Here is an 18,332-nt window from a genome sequence, read left to right on the forward strand (position 1 = left end):
GTGAGCGATGCGTGAGCGCCGGTGTTGATCTTGGGTTAGCCCTTGGCCTTCTTGGCCTTGGACTTCGCCTTCTTCGCGGCCTTCCGCTTCGCCTTCTCGGCTTCGGCGGCAGCCTTGGCGTGAGCCTCGGCCTCGGTCTTCCGCTGAAGGGGCACGAGCTTCGCGGCAGCCTCGGCGGCGTCCTTGGCGATCTCGGGCAGGACGCTGGTGTAGATGTCCGAGGTGATCTTGATGGAGGAGTGGCCGAGCATCTCGGACACCACCTTCATGTCGACCCCGCCCGCGAGCGCGAGGGTGGCCGCGCCGTGGCGGAGGTCGTGCAGGCGAATCGGCGGCTGGCCGGAAGCGGCCACGAGTCGCTCGAACATCTCGGTGACCTTGCCGGGGTGGAGCCAGGACCCGTTCTCATTGGTGAAGACCCGGCCGGTGTCCTTCCAGGCCGGTCCCCAGTCGTCCCGCTCCTTCTGTTGGCACTCGCGGTGGCGCCGCAGGACGGCCACCGTGTCGTCGTCCAGTGCCACGGTCCGGAAGCTCCCGTCGGTCTTGGGGTCGGACTCCTCGACCTCCCAGCCGTCCTGCACGAGCTGGGCCGTCACGGTCAGCGAGCTGTTGTCGAGGTTGGTCTCGGACCACGGCTGACCGCACGCCTCGCCCCTGCGAAGCCCGCGGAAGGCGATCACGTGCCACATCGCGTACAGGCGGTCGGAGGCCACGTGGTCGAGGAACGAGCCGGTCTGTTGCGGCGTCCAGACCATCACGGGGGAGGGCTTCACGCCGGTCGCCTGCCACTGGGCGACCCGCTCCGGCGTCCAGACCAGAGCCTTCGGCTTGGCGGCCGGGTCGAGCTTGACGTGGGCGGCTGGGTTGAGGGTGATCAGGCCCTCGGGGATCGCGTCGTTCAGGGCGGTCCGGAGCGTGGCCCGGATGCGCTGGCGAGTGGCCGCGCCGGTCGTTCGCCGGAAGGGCGGCATCTCGGCGAGCTTGGCGCACAGAGCCTTGCGGCGGGCGCGGTTCTCCACGCCCTTGATCGGTACCGTGGCGAGCTCGGCCTTCAGCGCGTGCCGCAGGGCATTGTTCTCCAGGATCTCCTCATTGGCGTCGGCGATGGCCGTGAACATCTCGGCGAGCGTGCTCACCCGCAGCCGGTCGACGCGGATGTGCCCGATGCGGGGCTTGAGGTGGACCCGCACGTCACACTCGTAGCGGGTGATCCCGGACTTGCGGATCTTCTTGCCGGCCAGCCAGGTATCGAGCCACTCGCCTACGGTGACCCGGCTGGACAGATCCTGACCGGCCTTCAGGCGGTTGCGGGTCTCCTCGATGTCGGGCAGCTGGGCCTTCTCGTCGGCGACCTTCACCAGCAACTCGCTGATCAGGGCCAGGTCGTCGGGGTCTTCCTTGCCGAGGGCGAGCAGACCGCGGACGTGATCGAGGTCGGCCTGCGCCTCCTTGAGCGTCTCGTAGCCGGCGCGGTTGAACGAACGGCGGGTGCCGTCTTCGGCGTTGGGCAGCTCCTGGCGTATGGAGTAGGAGCCGTGCTTACGGGTGCCGGCCTTCGGGCACGCCTTGCCGAGCGGCTTTCCGGTCTCGGCGTCGCGGCAGTAGCAGCGGTGGTAGGTGGAACCCTTCATTCGTCCTCCAGATCGGTATCGGTGTTCAGTGGGGGAAGCTCGGCGTCGAGAAAGTCGAGACTCGGTGCGAGTTGCGGGACTTCCAGGCCGATCTCGCGCAGGTATGCCCTGACGGGTTGAAGCCGCTCGCGGATGGCTGCGACGAAAGCGTCGAGTTTGTCCTGTGAGCCGGGAGGCCATTCCTCCCGGAACAATTTGAATTCCAGCTGGAACGCGTCGTGATGTTCCTCCTGGAGCTCCTGCCAGATCCGTTCGTGCTCTCGGTAGAGGCGGAGCCGGTACATCCCGAGCGAGTGGCGGGCCTCTCCTGTGAAGTGGGTGAGCGCCGACCAGCGGTCGCTGGGCATCTCCGGCAGGTAGTCGACCCCGCCGCCGAGGGCCGGGGAGAAGAGCAGCTCGACGGGAGCGATGTCCAGGGCCTCGGCCACGACGATCAGCTCGGGGATCGTGATCGTCTTGCGCCTGCCGGACTCCCAGTTGGCGATGACGTTCCGGGGGACTTCGTAGCCCAAGTCCCCTGTTTCGTCAGCCACATCCTGCGCGGATAGTCCAAGGTCCTGCCTCCTTCGGGTGATTGCTCGGATCACGTCCTTGGTGATCCGTTCGGGCCAGTCGGGCGCGTCTTCGTCGTCGGTGGACCAGTGTTCCTCGGGGCGTTGTGTCATATCGACACAGTAGTCACTGGAAAGCTCTTCTCCGTTGCGGCACTCCGCCGTAGCCCCCCGTCCGGGGGAAGCTCGGATTTGGAGTTCATGTGCGAACTGGTGACATATCGGCGACGGAGCAGGGGATGGGTCGGGCCGAACTTCTCAGGCTGCCGGCGGCCATCGACCTCGACACCGCCAACCGGGCCATCGGCCTCGGGCGGAGCAAGGGCTACGAGCTGGCCCGCCTCGGCGCGTACCCCTGCCGGGTCCTGCGGCTGGGCAAGAAGTACCGCGTGATCACAGCGGACCTTCTGCGCCTGCTCGGCATCGACGCGGCGCTCGGCGAAGGTGCGGCGGCTGATGCAGCTTGACGTGGTGAGAGCCCGATCCACAAGCCTGTCTGCCGTGGGCGTACTTGCCCGATTGGAGTGGATCTTCCAGTGGCATGACCGTACGTTCGTGGTCCCTCGGCGGCCTCGGCCGCCGAGGGACCGACGCCAAGGTGCAAGTAGTCCATGCGAGTTGAGAGGGCCGGGATCCCCGGCCCGACCACCCCAGAGCGCACGAAGGCCCCCGGTGCTGCGAACACCGAGGGCCGGGCGAAGTCCTTACCCACGACCTTCATCGGCGGCGCGCGACGGAACAGGTCCCGCGCCCCAATCTGGAGCTTCACAATGGAGTTTACGGGCCACACGCCCGATGCGGCAGTCCCCGCTACGAGTTGGCCTCAGGTCGCCAAGCCGGGCGAGCCCGGCACCTACCTGCCTGCCCAGCAGGCCCCCGTGTCCACAGCCTGCGGACACGACGCCGAGGCGGCGCCTGCCGAGCCCACGACCCCGGACGGGACCGACCTGATTCCCGACACCGAGGCGACCGAGGGCGCCGACCTGCTCGCGCAGCTGAGGGCCCAGATCGCGAAGTTCGTGATCCTTCCCTCCGAGCAGGCCCTGGATGCCGCCACCCTGTGGGTCGCCGCGACCCACCTGCAGGGCTCGTGGCAGCACGCCCCGCGCCTGGCCGTGGTCGGCCCGGCCAAGCGCTGCGGCAAGTCCCGCCTGCTCGACGTGCTCACCGAGACGGTGCACCAGCCGGTGCTGACGGTGAACTCGACTCCAGCCGCCGTGTTCCGCTCGATCACCGAGGAGCCGCCCACCCTGCTGGTGGACGAGGCGGACACGATCTTCGGCAGCCCGAAGATGGCCGAGAAGAACGAGGAGATGCGCGGCCTGCTCAACGCCGGGCACCAGCGCGACCGATACGTGCTGCGGGTCGTCGGCAACGACCACACCCCGCGCAAGTTCCACACCTTCGCCATGGCGGCCATCGCCGGCATCGGGGACCTCCCCGACACGATCATGGACCGCTCGATCGTGATCCGCATGCGCCGCCGTGCCGAGGGCGAGAGCGTCTCCCCGTACCGGACGATGCGGGACCGCCCCGCCCTGCACGCGATCCGCGACAAGATCGCCCGCTGGACCGCCCCGCTCGCCGACCAGGCCCTCTGCCTGGAGCCCGCCATGCCGGTCGAGGACCGTGCGGCCGACACCTGGGAGCCCCTGGTGATCATCGCCGACCTCGCCGGAGGCCCCTGGTCCCGCCTCGCCCGCCAGGCGTGCAAGCGCATGGTCGACGCTGAGGTCCAGACGGAGGAGGACAACCCCGGCGGCGCACGGATCCTCGCCGACATCCGCCGGATCTACCACGCCAACAGCGAGCCGGAGAGCATGACCACCGATCAGCTGCTGCACCAGCTCAACGGCCTCGACGAGGCCCCGTGGGCCGAGTCGGCCCGGGGCGGGCTGACCCCGCGCGGGCTCGGCTCGATGCTCCGCGAGTTCGGCATCACCTCCGGCAACGTGCGCCTCGGCGACGGAACCCAGCGCAAGGGCTACACGCGCCACAAGTTCCTCGACGCCTGGCGCCGCTACTGCCCCACCGTCCACCCGAGCACCCCCACGGCCACGGACGAGAACGCGGGCACGGGCGCGGGCAGCAGAGGCTGACCCCATCGCCGAACCGCCGTCCCTGCCGTCCCTGCCGTCCCTGCCGTAACAGCGCAGGTCACAGCACCTGCCGCCGGGACTGATCGCCGCACCAAGACGGCACCACGCCCGGCCAAGACGGCAGTGGGACGGCAACCGGCCCACGCCTCCACCGGCCCGCCGCCGCTCGAACCACGGCGCGAGCGGCGGGCCTCCTCGGGGACGGGAAACACATCCGTCTTGTGCTGTCCCATCCGTCCCTGCCGTAAAACAGCAGGTCAAAGGCCGTGAAGCCGGGACGGATACGAGTCCCAAGACGGATACACACACCGTCCCGAACCTGAACACGCCGCAGCCGTGACACCCCCGGCCAACCACACCCGCCCCAGCCGGAACCCCTCCCACAGCGGCCGGGACGGCAAGACGGCAAGCCCGCAAACCACCACCCCGACCCGCGAGGACCACCTTCCGCATGACCGCCACCGCTCCACTGCGCCGCCCCCGCCTGGACCCCGTCCTCGTACAAGCCGCCATCGCGGGCGCCCTGTCCTTCGCCCACCTCCACGACATCGCCGAAGCCGCCGGACAACACGGCTGGAAAGCCTGGGCCTACCCCGTCTCGGTCGACCTACTGCTCGTCGCCGCCTGGCACCGCATGCGGACCCTGCACACCACCGGACGCCCCGCCGGCACCGCTTGGACCTGGTTCGCCATCGCCCTGACCGCCTCCCTCGGCGCCAATGTCGCCACCGCCGGACTCCTCGACCTCGCCCACGTCCCCGCCTGGCTGCGGATCCTGGTCGCCGGATGGCCCGCCCTCGCCTTCTTCGGCGGCACCCTCCTCGCCCACAACACCACCGCGACCGCGACCACCACCGACCCGAAGCGCGCCGAGGGCGAACGCCCGCTCCGTGCAAGCCCCGAGCCCACCCCGGCAGCCGAGCCCGCACCGGTGGAGGACACGGAGCAGGACGGCCCGCCCGGCGACGAACCAGTGCTCGGCCCCGACGACGCCGTCCGACCCGACGCGCGGGAACCGGTGGTCGGCACCAAGCGCACCGGCCGCAAGCCCGCCGCTTCGATGGACGAGCTGGCCGAGACCGTCCGCCCCGCCGTCGAAGAGCACGGTCCCACCCACGCCGTCATCAGGGCCGCCCTGCGCGAGGCCGGCATACCGATCGCCAGCGACCGCCTCGGCAAGCTGACCCAGCGCTTCAAGGACGAACAGGCCGCCCGGCAGGGCGACGCGCAAACCGGCCTCTCGGCCGCCTGACGCCCCCGCCGCTCGCCCGGACACCGGCCGCTGCCGGACCGGGCGAGTGGCCCCTCACCGGCGCTGACCGGTGATCACCGGGCCCCCGCATACCGCCAGCGGGGTGTTCCGGAAGTCCCGAACCCTCGGCTTCTACACCGGATATCCGGCACCGCCGAACCGGGTTCCCGGACCGACCATCACTCCGCATCCCGCACGCACCGCGCGTGCACCCGCCTGTCCCGACAGAGAATCCGGAGGCCCCCGTGCCCGATCCGCAGCCCCACCACGACCCTGCCCGTGCCGTTCCCGAGCAGGGTCCCAAGGGCGTTAGGCTGCTCGGCCGTCTGCTCCGCGCGTTCGGTAACTCGGCTCCTGGCGGAGCCAGTTGTACCCAGTCTCCGACACTTCGCGCGGGTCTGGGGTCCTCCGCCCCAGGGGTGGCGGCCCGGCGCGAGGGCGCGCCAGGCCAGGAGGTCCAGGCCGAGGGCGGCCTGGACCCGGAGAAGCTCGACGCGCTGCAGCGCGACATCCTCGCGCGCGTCCGCACCGACCAGCCGAGCACCGAGATGCCCGTCACCGTCGACGACGAGAGCGTCCGCGCCGCGCGCGCCGCGTTCCTGCACGAGAACACCGCCGCCCTCGACGTCCCGAAACTGAACACTCCCGAAGGCGCCCAACCGATGCCCCAGGGCAAGCACCGCAAGCACACCGGAACCCGCCGCACAGAGCGAGTCGGCCCGGTCGGCTTCACCGAAGCGGAACTCGCCGAGCTGAAGGACGCCGCCGCACGCCACGGCTACAAGGACACGATCTCCGGATACCTCGGCGACATCGCGCTCGCGTTCATCCGGGGCGAGTTCACCGTCGACCTGCCCCTGCACACCGACCGCCTCGCCCTCCAGGAGTTCCGGGCCGAGATCCGCCAGGAGATCAACGCCATCGGCAACAACATCAACCAGATGGTCCACGTGCTGCACCGCGACGACCGCGTCGAACCCGACATCGGTGAGCGCCTGGAACGCCTTGAAGGGCTGCTGACCGACATCGCCCGAGCCCTGCTCATACCCACGACCCCGACCCGCCTCGATGAAGGAGGTGCCAGCGCGTGATCCCCTCCATCAAGGCCCCCGGCGGCAACACCCGTGGCCTGCTGGCCTACCTCTACGGGCCCGGCCGCCACGACGAGCACCTCGACCCGCACCTCGTCGCCTCGTTCAGCCCGCTCGGCCTGCGCGACCCCGGCCGGGACCCGCAGGCGACCCTCACCCAGCTCGCTCGAATCCTCGACGAGCCGGTGAACCTGCACAACAGCGGCTTCGGGAAGAAGGTCACCGACCATGTCTGGCACTGCCCCGTCCGCGCCGCACCTGGCGACCGGTACCTCTCCGACGCCGAGTGGGGCGAGATCGCCCGCCGCATCGTCAACGCCGCCGGCATCGCTCCCGACCGTGACTCGCACGGCTGCCGCTGGATCGCCGTACGCCACGCCGACGACCACATCCACATCCTCGCCACCACCGTCCGCGAGGACGGCCGCCGCCCCAAGCTCCATAACAGCGGCAAGCGCGCCCAGGCCGAAGCCCGCAAGATCGAGAAGGAACTCGGCCTCTACCAGGTCCGGCCCGGCGACCAGACCGGCGAGCGCCGCCCCACCCAGGCTGAGATGCACAAGGCCGACCGCCTCGACTGGCAGCAGACCAGCCGCGCCTGGCTGCAGGACCGCATCCGCGACGCCATCCCCTACGCCGGCAGCGTCGAAGAACTCCTCGCCTACCTCCAGGCAGACGGCGTCGAGGTCAAGCCCCGCCGCCTGCCCTCCGGAGACCTCCAGGGCTACGCGGTCGGACGGCCCGGCGACACCAACGCCAAGGGCGAGCAGATCTACATCCCCGGCAGCAAGATCGCCCCCGACCTGTCCCTGCCCAAGCTCCAGGCCCGCCTCACCGCCGGCACCCCGGAGGAGCACCCCACTGCCCGGCGCAACCGGCCCACCACCAGCTGGCAGCGCACCACCAACGCCCTCGAGCACGTCCACCAGCACCTCACCGAGGGCGCCGCCAGCGGAACGGGAGGCGAGGACGGCGGCGCGCTCGCGCAGGCCCAGATCACCGCGCTGGGCGACATCATCAACGCCACCGCCCAGCAGGCTCCCGCCGAGCTGCGGGCCGAACTGCGAGCCGCCACCCGGGCGTTCGCCCGCGCCCAGCGCTCCCAGGTCCGCGCCGACCACCAGGGCGCCGCCGACCTGCGCCGGGCCGCCCGCGACATCATCCACGCCGGCGACGGGCCAGACGGCAACGCCCTCACCGTGATGATGGCAGCCCTCGTGTGGGCGGCGATCCTCACCAGCCGCTGGCACCAGGCACGAGGCCACGCCCAGCAGGCCCACGCCGCCCAGCAGGCCGTCCAGCACCTCCAAGCCGCCTACGACCAGACCGCCACCGACCAGCTCACCGCCCTAACCCACCGCCAGCCCACCAAGGAGATCACCAACACCATCGCCGGCGACGTCCGCTCCGCCGTCCCCGACCACGCGGGGCGCATCCTCGCCGACCCCAACTGGCCTGCCCTGGCCACCGTCCTCGCCGACGCCAAGGCCCTCGGCCACCAGCCCCGGCAGCTCCTCCAGGAGGCCGCCGCCCGCCGAGAACTCACCACCGCCCGTCTGCCCGCCAAGGTCCTCCTCGGCCGCATCCAGCACACCAGCCGCAACCCCAGCTACAACTCCGCCGCCGAAGCCGCCCGCGTACGCGCCGCCACCGCCCGGAGCGCCACGCACGCCACCCCCACCGACCCGGCCAACCCGGTCCCCCAGGCCGCTGCACGAGTGGCCGGCTCTCAGCACCGCACCCGCTGAACCCTCCCGGCTAGGGCCTCAGGTGCCCAGTCGACCCCCGAAGCCGGGGCGCCGAACCGGTGCCCCGGCACCACCATCCATCAAGTTGCGCGGCGGCTGATCAACTCCATCTCAGGCTCGCCCCACACACTCGTGAGCCGGGCCAGCTGAGCTCAGCGGCTGGCGTCCGCATTCCGGGCCTGCTGCCGCTGCCACGCCCCAGGCGCGGCAGCGGGCACCCAGCCGCGCACGTGCCCGGACCCGATGTACAACACGTTCTTGATCCGGTTGTGGGGTCCCCAGCCCACACCCACGTTGCCCGTCACCAGCACGAAAGCGCCTGGCGGGACGTGCCATCCCGCGAACCAGGCATCCTGGATGCCGCCGGAGTCGCACCAGCGGACCTGTGCCTTCGATCCTCGCCTGGCTCGCTGGTAGACGTTCGCCACCTGCAGCATCCGGGTGCCATCCGCACGGTGGACCTCCTGCTCACGCAACAGCCATGCCCACTGGGAGGCCAGCGTTTCCTGCCGCCGCTGGCCCCGGGCCCGCGAAACCAGCAGCACAGGGCCAAGAACGCAGGCTGCCAGGAGGAGCGCGGGGAGGTACGGGGTCACGTTCGCCATGGCCTTATCAATACCCGACAGATCCGTCCGTGTGCCATCCAACCCCGCCTGCGGCGGCCAGCCACACGAACGCCCGTGCGGACAGATGTCGGTTCGATGTCTTCTCCGGCGGCCGGGAACCATCCCGGCCGCCGTGCGTCTTGTGTGCTTGCCAACCGACTCCCGACACCGAAGGGCACCACTTGACCAATCCCGGCACCGACCACGACGGCCACCACCGAGCCGTCATCCGCGCCATCCCCCACCCCGGTGAACTCGACGCTCGCGGCATCCCGATCACCTGCTCGAACTGCCGCGCCCGCCGCGACTGGCTTCTCCTCAACGTCCGCCACCAGGTCTTCGTCCGATGCCGCTGCGCGGCCGAGTGGCACGAGCCCGACCTCACCCGCGCGTACTTCGACCTGCACTTCACCGCCCCTGAACACGAATGGGACGACTACGACACCGCCATGCGGGCGCTCGCGTTCGACGGTCTACTCGCCGGCACTACGTGGGACTGATCCTGGAACACCTTCGGGGCCAACACCGGACGACGGTGCTGGCCCCGAAGGAATGGGTGCAGTTCTGCGCAGGCAGTGCAACCGGAGGTTCGAATCTGCCAGTCCCGAGCGGGTGATGGATCTACCGGCGAGACGGCATCCAGCCGGCGCGACGGTGGAGGCCGCCCCGTCGTCCAGTCGCTTCACGGTCATGCCCGCGCGAGAGTTGACTCGCGGCCTGGCACGATGGCGCGTCGTTGCGCAGGATCGCGCGCCAGACCCGTTCCTGGAGTTCACGGATGCAGGGATCACAGGCGTACATGGGTGCCTGCGCTCCGGCGACGGCGGCGGGGCCGATCCACAGCACCCGGGTCCACTGCTGACCGCAGTACAGCCAGCAGAAGCCGTCGACCCAGGCGTTGCCGTCATCGGTCGTGGGCGGGTCAGGCACGCCACCACGAGCGAACTCTGCGATGCCGGGTATCACCATGTGCGACACGGCCGGTTCGGGCAGCACGGGTCACCCTCCCGGCCCGCGTCCACCGCCGAGCTCGATGCCGCCGCTGGACTCCAGCCCGTCGATGGGCGCCCACTCCTGTTCCAAGATCGAGTAGGTGATCGAGTCGCGCCAAGCACCGCGAACGAAGACGTGGTCGCGAATGCGACCGTCCTCGGTCATACCGGCGCGCAGGAGCGTCCGTGCGGATGCCTCGTTGAGCGGGGAGCGGGCGGCCCAGATGCGATGCAGACCAAGGACGTTGAATCCGAGGGCGCACAGCAGGTGGACGGTCTCGGTGCCGAGTCCCTTGCCCCACTCGGCGGCGTGGAGGGCGAAGCCGATGGTGGCGGCCTCCTGCGGCTCGGTGGCCAGGCGGGCGTACCCGATCAGCCGGTGCTCGCCGAGGCGGGTGATGGCCAGGCAGTACTCGCTCCTGGGGGTCGCGTTCGCGGCGGCGATGGAGCGGTCCGTGATCGCCTGGACCTGCTCGCGGGTGCGGGGTTCGAAGCTGAGGTGCCGGGTGGCCTCGGGGTCGCCGTAGACGGCCAGGAGGTCGTCGGTGTCCTCGGGTTCGACTTCGCGCATCGCCAGGCGGGGGCCGGCCAGGTGAACTGGGGTCATGGCCGCGGAGCCTACCTGCGCGGTCACCGGATGAGGACGGACGTCGGGCTGGCGGTGAACGCCTCGATCTCCTCGCGCAGGTCGGCCACCCCACCGGTGGCCCGTCGACCGCCGGAGGGGAGCGCGGCGTGGACGCGCTGGGCACTGCTGGTGATGCCGAAGTTCCGCTGCTCGACGGGGAGGTCGAGCACGGGTCGGACGGCCTCGGCGGCGCCCTCGATCTCGCCTCGAGCGAGCCGGGCGAGCGCGAGGTCGGTCTGGGCGCCCGCCTCGTCGCCGAAGGCCCACTCCTCCTCGGAGGCGGTGCGGTAGGCGGCGACGGCGGCCTCGGACTGGCCCTCGCCGAGCGCAGGGTCCTCGCCGAGTTGCACGGTGGCCTCGGCGACGTAGTAGAGCTGGCGAGGCTCCGGGAAGGTCATGATGCCGCCGAAGCCGTCCAGGTCGTCGAGCTGAACGACGGCCCGAGCGTCCTCGGCGCGCTGGATGGCGGCGCGGGTGGCCTCCCCGTCACCGAGGAGCGCGTGGGCGCGGGCGGAGAGACAGGCCAGCCACACGCTGGTGGTGCCCCGGACGCTGCCGGCGGCAGCCTGCCCGAGGTCGGCGTAGTCGGCGGCCTCGGCCGGGCGGCCGGCCCAGTAGGAGATGAGCGACTGGAGCGAGCGGACCCAGGCACGCATGGCGTGGTGGTCCGCGTTGTCGGCGCAGACGAAGGCGGTACGGGCCTGCATCATCGCGGCGCTCGGGTTGCCCAGGTCGTGGCTGGCCTTGGCGAGCATGCCGGAGGTGATCCCGGCGAGCAGGTACAGCTCACGGGCCTGCAGCGGCTTGACCCGGCCGTGCTCCAGCAGCCGGAAGGTGAGGTCCTGGACCTCGACCAGGTCGCCGAGCAGCGTCGGCAGGGCGAGCTTGGGGTACGCGGCGGTGAGCCGTCGTACTTCGTCCTGGATCTGGCCCAGGGTTTCCGGGCCGATGCTGCTTCCTTCCGCCATTGCGGTGAACCGAAGTGCACGACGAGCTGCCATCGCGACCTGCCTTTCCAATTCCGTGGTGCCCGCGTCGAAGCGGGTCTCGCTGTTGGACGGACCACCGGCAGGCAGTACCGCTGCCTGCTCGGAGGAGAGGAGGACAGGGACCGGCCGTGGCGGCGGGACGACGAATGAGGCGGCGGGTGCGGGCGCAGGCAGTGAAGCGGCCGGTGCGGGCGCGAGGAGTTGCACGACGCTGACGCCGAACATGGCCTCCAGCACTCGGCACTGGTCCGGGTAGGGGCGGGTCTTCACCGCGCCGCCGTACCAGCGCTCGAACTGCCGCTTGGAGACCGACATGCCCCGGAGCCGAGGGTCGTTCTCCTGCTCGGCGGCCGAGTTCGCGGTCGCCTCGAACCGGAGGCGGAAGGTCTCGTAGACCTGCCAGTGCCGCTGCAGCGTCAAGACCCTTAAGAGTGTGGGAGTTTCGACCACTGCGGATCCTCTCCGTCCCCGTTCGTCTGCTCTGACGATAGCCATGGTCAGGCGACAGGAAACGCGTTCGAGGGCCGCACGGGCCAGATGACGGCAGCCATGACGGCGGTCATGACGCACGACGTCGTCTGCCGCGCGGACCAGGTCCGGCGACGACGCCGCCATGACGGCGGCGATGTCGTATCCATGCCCAACCGCCCGCCGCCATGCTGAACAGCCTTCGCAATCCGCGCACAACCGACAGCGAAGCGTGAGATCGAGGGTGGGAGGGATCCGATGGACAACGCCACGACCGGACAAGCCGCCGACGCACGGTCCCTGGCGGATACCGAGACGAACGGAACTGCCGAAGAGGGCCACCTCACTCGTACCCGGCATCGCCCGGGGCTGACCATCCGCACTTTCAGCGTCGCCCAGGACGGCACGCGCTACGACGACTCCGGCGTGACCAGCGCCACCCCGGGCCCCGACGAGTACGTCGCCCGGATCGAGGTCTGGCCCGCCTGCGCTTGCCCGCAGCATCGCGCCGGCTGATCCGCGCAAGTCGAATCCACCAACCCGGGGCCCGACACCGCCTCAACCCTTTTCCACTCGCTCGCCCGAGAGGAGAACCAGCCATGCACCGGCTGACCGACGCGCCCGCGCTGCACGCTGAGCTGCAGCGCATCGACTACCGCACCACCCCCGAGTACTACTTCGACACCGAGCACGTCACCGACCCGGTCGTGCTGGAGCTGCTGAACTGCTGCTCGACCGTCTTCGGCATCAAGAAGGCGATCACCGACCTGCTCGCCGGCGACCTGGACATCCCGCTGCCGGAGGCGACCGGGATCATCGAGCCCGGCGCCAGCGTCCGGGGCCGCGTGATCGTGGCGCCCGGGGCCGTCGTCGCCGAAGGCGCGATCGTCACCGGACCGGTGCTGGTCTGCCCCGGCGCGGTGATCGAGGCCGGCGCCCGAGTACGCGACAACACCGTCGTCGGCCCCGGCTGCCGCATCGGCTTCGGCGCCGAGGTCACCCGCTCCTTGCTGACCGGTGGCGTCTTCATGAAGCACACCAGTTTCGTCGGGGACTCCGTGCTCGGCCTCGGCGTCAACATCGGCGCGTTCGTGTCCACCACCGGCCTGCGGGTCACCTCCGGACCAGTCACCGAACCGGCCACCGAAGAGGTCTGCGCCCACCTCGACGGCCGCCGCATCCCCACTGGCCAGACGAAGTTCGGCGCGGTGGTCGGCGACGGCGTGATCGTTCCCGCCGGCACCGTGCTCCAGCCCGCCACCCTCATCGGCGCACACACCCTGCTCTACCCGAAGACCCAGGTCGGGGGCTTCTTCCCGGCCGGAAGCCAGGGAAGGTGACCATGCTCACCACCGACACCACCATCACGACCGACCACCGGGCCGTGCGGATCACCGGAGGCCGCCGCCTCGCCGGCACCGCCACCATCCAGGGCAGCAAGAACATCGCCCTGCACCTGTACGCCGCCGCGATCCTCGCCGACGACCCGCTCACCCTGGCCGGTGCACCCGAGATCCTGGACACCCTGGTCGTCGCCGACATCCTGCACCGCACCGGCACCCGCGCCAGCGTGATCGGCGACGAGTTCGCCACCCGACCGGCCGACTCCTACTTCCCCGTCATCCCGGACGACCTCGGACGGCGCATCCGCACCACCGCGGTCATGGGCGGCGCCCTGCTGGCCCGCGCCGGCAAGGTCACCTTCCCCACCCCCGGCGGGGACGCCTTCTGCGCCCGCTACATCGACCGGCACCTGGCCGCGATGGAAGCCGCCGGGGCCGAGGTCGAGGTGAGCCGGGGCCGGGTGCGGGCCCGGTTCACCGGCAAGCGGCTGCCGTTCGTCACCGACGCCGAGACCCGCTCCTGGGGGCCGAGCCTGGGTGCGACGGTCACCGCGATGCTGCTGGCCGCCCGAACCCCGGGCACCTCCGCGATCCTCAACCCCAGCGTGGAACCCGAGGTCACCCACACCGCTGCCCTGCTCTCGCAGGCCGGCGTCGGCATCGAGTGGCGGGGCAGGAAGGCCCTGAACGTCACCGGCACCGACCGCATCGGGGGCGGGGTGTTCACCGTGCCGCCGGACCGTCTGGAGGCCGCCACACTCGCGCTGGCCGCCGCCATCACCGGCGGCACCGTCCACCTGGACGGCTTCCCGCCGGCCGCGTTCCCGGACGGGCTGGTGTCGGTGTTCGCCGACGCCGGAATCCAGCTCGACCCGCTGGACGGCGGAACGGCCGTCAGCACCCCGGCCGGGCCACGGCCGGTACAGATGGCCACCGGCCCGCACCCCGGCTTTCCCACCGACGTGCAGCCGCAGCTGACCGCCTTCCTCACCCAGGCCGAGGGCGCCTCCCGTATCAACGAGCGGATCTACACCCAGCGCGACACCCACCTGCCGGCCCTGGCCGCGTTCGGCGCCGCCGTCAACGCGACCGGCTCGGTGATCACCGTCCGGGGCCGGTCCGCCCTCACCGCCACCGACGTGGCCGGGGAGGACATCCGGGCGGTGACCGCGCTCGTGATCGCCGCCCTGGCCGCCGAGGGCACCTCTACGATCCGAGGGATGTATCACCTGCGGCGCGGATACGGCAGCCTGCTGCCGAAGTTGGCCGCGCTCGGTGCCCACCTGACGATCGACCAGGAGTAGCCGTGACCAACACCGTGCCGTGGACCCCGAACGCGCTCGCCGACCTGCGCGAGTGCCTGGACCTGATGACCGCAGACGGCACCGTGCCCGGCGGCGTCATCGCCCACGGCACCTTCGACACCGAGCCCGGCTACCTGGCCTCCGGCGTCGTCGCCCCCGAGTGCGGCGACGCCCGGCCGGGGCCGGACACGGTGTACGACGTGGCCTCGCTGACCAAGGTCCTGGCCACCTGGCCGCTGGTTGGCACCTCCCTCATGGTCGGCTTCACCCTGGACACCCCGACCCGCGAACTGCTGACCGGCATCCCGACCGAGGCGCCCGGCGGGCGGGTGACGGTGAGCCAGATCCTGGCCCACACCTCCGGCCTGCGGGCCGACACCCGCCTCGACCAGTACCGGCACCGCGCCGAGACGCTGGCCGAGCTGATCTGTGGCGAAGACCTGATCGCCGAGCCCGGAGCCGGACACCGCTACATCAACCGCGGCTTCATCCTCCTCGGCCTGGCCCTGGCCCACTACCGCGGCCGGCGGCTGGACAAGCTGGCGGCCGAGCTCTGGCAGGACCTCGGTATGACGAGCACGACCTACGGACCGGTGCCCCGCTCCGCTCAGGTCGCCCCGACCGAGCAGCGGCTGAACGGCGGTCCCCGGCTGTGGGGGATGCCGCACGACGACAACGCCGCCCTGCTCGGCGGGGTCGCCGGCCATGCCGGGGTGTTCACGACCCCGGCCGACCTCGCCGCCTTCGCCACCCACCTGCTGACCTCACACGCCACCGGCGAGCCCCTGGGCCGCTGGCTCGCTTACAGCATGCGGCCGCAGGCCGAGATCGAGCCCGGTCTCGACCGTGGCCTGGCCTGGATCCTCGCCGACGAAGGCAGGGTCGCCTACCACCACGGCTTCACCGGCACCAGCCTCTACCTCGCCCCGGCCACCGGCCGCTACCTGGCCATCTGCACCAACGCCGTCTACCACCACCAGGACAACCGCACCCGCCTCGCCCCGCTGCGGGCCCTCGCCCTCAAGGCGATCACCGACGAACCCTAGGAGGGCCAACCGTGCCCAGCACCACGCTCGCGTCCCTCACCACCCTGCGGCTCGGCGGCCCGGCCAGCGACGTCCTGCAGGTCGCCGATCCCGACGACTGGTTCGAACTGGTCCGTACGATCGGCGACCGGCAGGAGGGCGCGCCCCTCACCCTCGGCCACGGCAGCAACGTCATCGCCTCCGACACCGGCCACGAGGGCACCGTCGCCGTGATGAACACCCGGGGCATCACCGTGAAGCGGGTGGACGACGACACGGTGGCCGCGACCGTCCAGGGCGGCCACCCACTCGCCGACCTCGTCCAGCGGGCCGCAGCCGAACACCTCGCCGGAATCGAGTGCCTGGCCGGCATCCCCGGCACTGTCGGCGCCGCCCCCGTACAGAACGCCGGAGCCTACGGTCAGCAGATCTCCGACACCCTCGACCATCTCACCGCCTGGGACTGGGACATGGGCCGCCTGCGGACCCTTCCCGCCCAGGCATGCCGCCTGCGCCACCGCGACAGCCGCTTCAAGAACGACCCCGGCCGCTGGACCATCCTCACCGCCACGTTCCACCTCACCCGCTCACCGGCTGCCCCGATCACCTACCAGCCGCTCGCCGACGAACTCGGCGTCCGTGTCGGCGCCCGACCGCCCGTCGCCGAGGTGACCGCCGCAGTCCTCGCCAACCGCAACCGCCGCGGACTTCTCCTCGACCTCCACGGTCCCGACGCCCGCCAGGCCGGATCGGTCTTCCTCAACCCGCCCGTCACCGCCGCCCAGGCCGCCCGCTGGTCGGCTGCCGGCTGTCCGGTCCACACCGACAGCGACGGGCAGCTGCGAGCCAGCGCCGGCTGGCTGCTGGAGCACATCGGCTACCGCCCCGCCTACAAGATCGCGGACGGCATTCGCTGCTCGGAACGCCGGACCCTCACCCTCACCGCCCACGAGGGGGCGACCGCGACGGACTTCGCCCAGGCCCTCACCGAACTCTCGGTGCAGGTTGAGATCGCAACCGGAATCAAGCTCCGGCCCGAGCCGACGTTGGTCGGCGCCTGGGCATAAGGAGTCGTCTCACTTGACTAAGAAAGCCGTCGCATTGGAGAACTCAAGGCCTTCTTCGACCGGTTCTCAGAGCTGTCCTGACCCGTCGCGCAGTCCGCCCTCGACGATCGCCTCCGTGGAGTGGAGCGACCCTGCGATGAGGAGCACATCGTGGGTAGTGTGGGCGCGGCCCGAAGACGGTGGTGTCTGTCGGCGATCTCCCAACCGTGACCCCCTAACGGGCGATGAAAAGTGACCCCTTCCGTGATCGAGTGATCAGCCTGGCTCTATGCGAGTCAGGAGGAGGAAGAGGTGATTGGCGTGGAGGACTGGGCTGAGATCCGGCGGCTCCATCGCTCGGAAGGAATGTCGATCAAGGGGATCGCGCGGCATCTGGGGATCGCGCGCAACACCGTTCGGCGGGCGGTTGCAAGTGACGACCCGCCGAAGTACCGACGGTCGCCGAAGGGCTCGATCGTGGACGAGGTGGAGCCGGCGATCCGCGGGCTGCTGGCCGAGTTCCCGCGGATGCCGGCCACGGTGATCGCGGAACGGATCGGCTGGCAGCGGTCGCTGTCCGTACTCAAGCGGCGGGTGGCCGACCTGCGGCCGGTCTACCTGCCTCCCGACCCGGTCTCCCGGACCACCTACCGGCCCGGCGAGCTGGCCCAGTGCGACCTGTGGTTCCCGCCCGTGGACATCCCACTCGGGTTCGGGCAGACCGGCCGACCGCCGGTGCTCGTCATGGTGGCCGGGTACTCGCGGGTGATCACCGCCCGGATGATCCCGACCAGGCAGGTCGCCGACCTGGTCGCCGGGCACTGGGATCTGCTGTCCGGCTGGAGGGCGGTGCCGAAGGCACTGGTGTGGGACAACGAACCCGCCGTCGGCCGCCGTCGCGAGGGCAAGGCGGTGCTGACCACGGAGTTCGCCGCCCTCGCCGGGCTGCTGGCCTGCAAGGTGATCCTGTGCCGGCCCCGCGATCCGGAGGCCAAGGGCCTGGTCGAGCGGGCCAACGGCTACCTGGAGACGTCCTTCCTGCCCGGACGCGTCTTCACCTCCCCGGCGGACTTCAACACCCAGCTGGCCGCCTGGCTGGAGATCGCGAACCGGTGGGTCCACCGCACGCTGGAAGCCCGCCCGGCCGAGCGGTGGGAAGCGGACCGGGCCGCGATGCTCCCGCTGCCACCGACCGCGCCGCCACGCTGGTGGCAGACCTTTGTGCGGCTCGGGCGCGACCACTACATCCGCCTGGACACCTGCGACTACTCCATCCACCCGTCGGCGATCGGCCACGTCGTGCGCGTCGAGGCGGACACCGACACGGTCCGGGCCTACCTCGACAATCGCCTGGTCGCCGACCATACGCGCTGCTGGGCCCGCCACCAGACCCTGACCGATCCCGAGCACGCCGACCACGCCGCCGTGATGCGCGAGAGCCACCGGCTCGCACTCACCCGTGGCGCCGCGGCTGCGGCCGTGGAGGTCGAGGAACGCGAACTCCCTTCCTACGACCGGGTGTTCCGCCTGATCGAGGGCGGCGCCGGAGCGGAGGACTGA

18 protein-coding genes are annotated in these 18,332 nt (G+C 71.0%); 12 read left to right on the plus strand and 6 right to left on the minus strand.

The features are described from left to right. Nucleotides 1–35: 35 nt before the first annotated feature. Nucleotides 36–1,631 carry a tyrosine-type recombinase/integrase gene (locus QWJ13_RS10300; protein WP_316522738.1) on the minus strand — a complete coding sequence of 532 codons (1,596 nt, stop codon included), beginning with the start codon at nucleotides 1,629–1,631 and terminating at the stop codon, nucleotides 36–38. Further along, nucleotides 1,628–2,296 (minus strand): helix-turn-helix domain-containing protein, encoded by a 669-nt coding sequence (locus QWJ13_RS10305; protein ID WP_316522739.1) that lies wholly within the window; start codon nucleotides 2,294–2,296, stop codon nucleotides 1,628–1,630. The genes QWJ13_RS10300 and QWJ13_RS10305 overlap by 4 nt, the downstream gene beginning before the upstream one ends. A gap of 125 nt (nucleotides 2,297–2,421) precedes the next feature. On the opposite strand from QWJ13_RS10305, the gene QWJ13_RS10310 reads away from it, so the two are divergent. The 5 genes from QWJ13_RS10310 to QWJ13_RS10330 all read left to right on the plus strand — a co-directional run bounded on the left by QWJ13_RS10310 (nucleotide 2,422) and on the right by QWJ13_RS10330 (nucleotide 8,372). Continuing rightward, a complete protein-coding gene (locus QWJ13_RS10310) occupies nucleotides 2,422–2,649 on the plus strand; it encodes a hypothetical protein (RefSeq protein ID WP_316522741.1) in 228 nt (75 codons plus the stop codon). 303 nt (nucleotides 2,650–2,952) lie between these two features. Next, a complete protein-coding gene (locus tag QWJ13_RS10315) occupies nucleotides 2,953–4,281 on the plus strand; it encodes a DUF3631 domain-containing protein (RefSeq protein ID WP_316522743.1) in 1,329 nt (442 codons plus the stop codon). A gap of 451 nt (nucleotides 4,282–4,732) precedes the next feature. Further along, nucleotides 4,733–5,533: a DUF2637 domain-containing protein gene (locus QWJ13_RS10320; protein WP_316522745.1), complete on the plus strand. Its 801-nt coding sequence runs from the start codon at nucleotides 4,733–4,735 to the stop codon at nucleotides 5,531–5,533. Between the two features lie 419 nt (nucleotides 5,534–5,952). Continuing rightward, entirely contained in the window at nucleotides 5,953–6,624 is a 672-nt protein-coding gene (locus QWJ13_RS10325; protein ID WP_316522748.1) for a MobC domain-containing protein, read from the plus strand. After that, nucleotides 6,621–8,372 carry a relaxase/mobilization nuclease domain-containing protein gene (locus tag QWJ13_RS10330; protein WP_316522750.1) on the plus strand — a complete coding sequence of 584 codons (1,752 nt, stop codon included), beginning with the start codon at nucleotides 6,621–6,623 and terminating at the stop codon, nucleotides 8,370–8,372. Before QWJ13_RS10325 ends, QWJ13_RS10330 begins: the two co-directional genes overlap by 4 nt. Nucleotides 8,373–8,524: 152 nt before the next feature. Here QWJ13_RS10330 and QWJ13_RS10335 read toward each other — a convergent pair whose 3' ends face one another. After that, nucleotides 8,525–8,977, minus strand: a complete 453-nt coding sequence (locus QWJ13_RS10335; protein ID WP_316522752.1) for a hypothetical protein — start codon at nucleotides 8,975–8,977, stop codon at nucleotides 8,525–8,527. A gap of 182 nt (nucleotides 8,978–9,159) precedes the next feature. Between QWJ13_RS10335 and QWJ13_RS10340 the strand changes: the two genes are divergently transcribed. Then, entirely contained in the window at nucleotides 9,160–9,477 is a 318-nt protein-coding gene (locus QWJ13_RS10340; RefSeq protein ID WP_316522753.1) for a hypothetical protein, read from the plus strand. 121 nt (nucleotides 9,478–9,598) lie between these two features. On the opposite strand, the gene QWJ13_RS10345 is transcribed toward QWJ13_RS10340, so the two are convergent. The 3 genes from QWJ13_RS10345 to QWJ13_RS10355 are packed head-to-tail and all read right to left on the minus strand — an operon-like array spanning nucleotide 9,599 to nucleotide 12,006. Further along, nucleotides 9,599–9,973 (minus strand): hypothetical protein, encoded by a 375-nt coding sequence (locus tag QWJ13_RS10345; protein ID WP_316522755.1) that lies wholly within the window; start codon nucleotides 9,971–9,973, stop codon nucleotides 9,599–9,601. A 3-nt stretch (nucleotides 9,974–9,976) separates the two neighbouring features. After that, entirely contained in the window at nucleotides 9,977–10,576 is a 600-nt protein-coding gene (locus QWJ13_RS10350; protein ID WP_316522757.1) for a GNAT family N-acetyltransferase, read from the minus strand. Between the two features lie 23 nt (nucleotides 10,577–10,599). Then, entirely contained in the window at nucleotides 10,600–12,006 is a 1,407-nt protein-coding gene (locus QWJ13_RS10355; RefSeq protein WP_316522759.1) for an NsdA family TPR-like regulatory protein, read from the minus strand. A 306-nt stretch (nucleotides 12,007–12,312) separates the two neighbouring features. Here QWJ13_RS10355 and QWJ13_RS10360 point away from each other — a divergent pair, with 306 nt between their 5' ends. The 6 genes from QWJ13_RS10360 to istA all read left to right on the plus strand — a co-directional run bounded on the left by QWJ13_RS10360 (nucleotide 12,313) and on the right by istA (nucleotide 18,332). Next, the gene (locus tag QWJ13_RS10360; protein WP_316522761.1) at nucleotides 12,313–12,570 is read left to right on the plus strand and encodes a hypothetical protein; all 258 of its coding nucleotides are present in this window, start codon (nucleotides 12,313–12,315) and stop codon (nucleotides 12,568–12,570) included. Between the two features lie 83 nt (nucleotides 12,571–12,653). Continuing rightward, nucleotides 12,654–13,394: an LbetaH domain-containing protein gene (locus QWJ13_RS10365; protein ID WP_316522762.1), complete on the plus strand. Its 741-nt coding sequence runs from the start codon at nucleotides 12,654–12,656 to the stop codon at nucleotides 13,392–13,394. A 2-nt stretch (nucleotides 13,395–13,396) separates the two neighbouring features. Beyond that, the gene (locus QWJ13_RS10370) at nucleotides 13,397–14,701 is read left to right on the plus strand and encodes a UDP-N-acetylglucosamine 1-carboxyvinyltransferase (protein ID WP_316522764.1); all 1,305 of its coding nucleotides are present in this window, start codon (nucleotides 13,397–13,399) and stop codon (nucleotides 14,699–14,701) included. 2 nt (nucleotides 14,702–14,703) lie between these two features. Then, complete coding sequence (locus QWJ13_RS10375) at nucleotides 14,704–15,747, plus strand: serine hydrolase domain-containing protein (RefSeq protein ID WP_316522766.1); 1,044 nt, start codon at nucleotides 14,704–14,706, stop codon at nucleotides 15,745–15,747. A gap of 11 nt (nucleotides 15,748–15,758) precedes the next feature. After that, complete coding sequence (locus QWJ13_RS10380; RefSeq protein WP_316522768.1) at nucleotides 15,759–16,793, plus strand: UDP-N-acetylmuramate dehydrogenase; 1,035 nt, start codon at nucleotides 15,759–15,761, stop codon at nucleotides 16,791–16,793. A gap of 291 nt (nucleotides 16,794–17,084) precedes the next feature. Next, nucleotides 17,085–18,332 (plus strand): IS21 family transposase, encoded by a 1,248-nt coding sequence (istA, locus tag QWJ13_RS10385; RefSeq protein WP_316522771.1) that lies wholly within the window; start codon nucleotides 17,085–17,087, stop codon nucleotides 18,330–18,332.

The organism is Kitasatospora brasiliensis, assembly GCF_032654805.1.
GTDB lineage: Bacteria > Actinomycetota > Actinomycetes > Streptomycetales > Streptomycetaceae > Kitasatospora > Kitasatospora brasiliensis.

Bases quoted from the DNA above. Each gene is read 5' to 3' on its own strand.
- QWJ13_RS10300 (WP_316522738.1), bottom strand. From the start codon at position 1,631: ATGAAGGGTTCCACCTACCACCGCTGCTACTGCCGCGACGCCGAGACC.
- QWJ13_RS10305 (WP_316522739.1), bottom strand. From the start codon at position 2,296: ATGACACAACGCCCCGAGGAACACTGGTCCACCGACGACGAAGACGCG.
- QWJ13_RS10310 (WP_316522741.1), top strand. From the start codon at position 2,422: ATGGGTCGGGCCGAACTTCTCAGGCTGCCGGCGGCCATCGACCTCGAC.
- QWJ13_RS10315 (WP_316522743.1), top strand. From the start codon at position 2,953: ATGGAGTTTACGGGCCACACGCCCGATGCGGCAGTCCCCGCTACGAGT.
- QWJ13_RS10320 (WP_316522745.1), top strand. From the start codon at position 4,733: ATGACCGCCACCGCTCCACTGCGCCGCCCCCGCCTGGACCCCGTCCTC.
- QWJ13_RS10335 (WP_316522752.1), bottom strand. From the start codon at position 8,977: ATGGCGAACGTGACCCCGTACCTCCCCGCGCTCCTCCTGGCAGCCTGC.
- QWJ13_RS10350 (WP_316522757.1), bottom strand. From the start codon at position 10,576: ATGACCCCAGTTCACCTGGCCGGCCCCCGCCTGGCGATGCGCGAAGTC.
- QWJ13_RS10360 (WP_316522761.1), top strand. From the start codon at position 12,313: ATGGACAACGCCACGACCGGACAAGCCGCCGACGCACGGTCCCTGGCG.
- QWJ13_RS10365 (WP_316522762.1), top strand. From the start codon at position 12,654: ATGCACCGGCTGACCGACGCGCCCGCGCTGCACGCTGAGCTGCAGCGC.
- QWJ13_RS10370 (WP_316522764.1), top strand. From the start codon at position 13,397: ATGCTCACCACCGACACCACCATCACGACCGACCACCGGGCCGTGCGG.